The organism is Pseudomonas inefficax (assembly GCF_900277125.1).
Taxonomy (GTDB): domain Bacteria; phylum Pseudomonadota; class Gammaproteobacteria; order Pseudomonadales; family Pseudomonadaceae; genus Aquipseudomonas; species Aquipseudomonas inefficax.
In genome coordinates this window covers 1-1,479 of sequence record NZ_OPYN01000040.1, presented here as the reverse complement: position 1 = coordinate 1,479, position 1,479 = coordinate 1, and the positions used below count along the sequence as shown (strand labels likewise).

Here is a 1,479-nt window from a genome sequence, read left to right as displayed (position 1 = left end):
TCGCTCCGGTACAGCCTGAACTGGGCAACGATCAGCGCCCGGTAGCCAGACCGCAGCGCCACTGGTTGCCCCGTGGGCAGGCTGCGCCACAACACCAGGGCCAGCAACATCAACAGCCCTGCTGCGATCAGGTACACGCTGCGCCAGCCAGCCAGGTCGGCAAGGCCGCCCGAGACCAGCCGCGCCAGCAGAATGCCCAGCACTACGCCGCTGGTGACGGTACCCACGGCCTGCCCCTGCTGGCCGGGAGCGGCAAGGCTCGCTGCATGCGCCACCATTACCTGCACCATCACCGCCATCAGCCCGGTGATGGCCAGAGCCAGCAGCAATAGTGCCCAGTTCGGTGCGATGCCTACACCAACCAGCGCCACGGCCGAGAACAGCAACTGCCCGAGCAACAGGCGCTTGCGGTCGATCAGGTCCCCCAGCGGCACTATCAGCAACAACCCCAGGGCATAGCCCGCCTGGGTCGCGCCAACTACCCAACCGATCTGCTGCTGTGCCACGCCCAGGTCAGTGGCCATCGCCTCAAGCAGAGGCTGGGCGAAATACACTGTCGCCACGGCCATGGCGCTGGTGATGGCCAGCAGCAGGGTTATCCAGCGTGTAAGCCTAGGGTTCATCGGGATGGCCTCGTCAATCTGGTTTCGAATTGAAACCACACACTGGCTATTTAGCAAATGTGGTTTTAATCTGCAACCAGATGATCACAGAAGGCTCCGCACATGCTCGATGAAAACAATGCGCAATGCCCTGTAGCCAGGGCCCTGGAGGTACTGGGAGACCGTTGGGCGCTAATGATCCTGCGTGACGCCTTCGATGGCTTGCGGCGCTTCAGTGAGTTCCAGAAGAACCTGGGGCTGGCGAAGAATATCCTCGCCTCACGGCTGAAGTGGCTGGTGGAGAGCGGGCTGCTGACGCTGCAGCCGGCGTCGGATGGCAGTGCCTACAAGGAGTATGTGCTGACCGAGAAAGGGCGATCGGTGTTTCCTGTGGTGGTTGGCTTGAGGCAGTGGGGGGAGCGGTTTCTGTTCGAGGCGGGCGAAGTGCGTTCGGAGTTGGTGGATGGTGATACGGGGCAGGCGCTGGAAACATTGCAGGTGCGGGCCCGGGATGGGCGGGTGCTGGCGGCAGGGGATTGCCTGCGAAAAGTGGTGCGGCATGAGTGATTCTGGGCTGCCGTGCAGCCCAATCGCCGGCAAGCCAGCCTCCACAGGGACCGCGTACTCGCTCTTGTGGGAGCTGGCTTGCCGGCGATTGGGGCGCAAAGCGCCCCCAGGGATTTCAGCCCTTGCCCAACAGCCGCGCCAGCCCTTCGACAATCGGCGTCGCCTGCGGAAACTCGAACCGCGCCAGCAAACGCTGGTTGTCCGCCCGTGAATGGCGAATGTCACCCGAACGTGCCGCCACATAGCTGACCGCCGGCAAGCTACCCACCACCTTTTCTAGCGCCGCCAGCAACTGGTTCAGCGATGTGGC

Annotated in this window: 2 protein-coding genes and 1 pseudogene; 1 reads left to right on the top strand and 2 read right to left on the bottom strand. The window is 63.4% G+C overall.

The features are described from left to right. Positions 1–623 (bottom strand): MFS transporter (locus tag JV551A3_RS04360; RefSeq protein WP_133978364.1); only part of this gene is annotated, 623 nt, incomplete at its 3' end. A gap of 102 nt (positions 624–725) precedes the next feature. Here JV551A3_RS04360 and JV551A3_RS04355 point away from each other — a divergent pair. Continuing rightward, positions 726–1,169, top strand: a complete 444-nt coding sequence (locus JV551A3_RS04355; protein ID WP_085592015.1) for a winged helix-turn-helix transcriptional regulator — start codon at positions 726–728, stop codon at positions 1,167–1,169. A gap of 115 nt (positions 1,170–1,284) precedes the next feature. Here the strand turns inward: JV551A3_RS04355 and JV551A3_RS04350 are convergent. Beyond that, positions 1,285–1,479, bottom strand: a pseudogene (locus JV551A3_RS04350) (NAD-dependent dehydratase); the annotation flags it as partial.

Bases quoted from the DNA above. Each gene is read 5' to 3' on its own strand.
- JV551A3_RS04355 (WP_085592015.1), top strand. From the start codon at position 726: ATGCTCGATGAAAACAATGCGCAATGCCCTGTAGCCAGGGCCCTGGAG.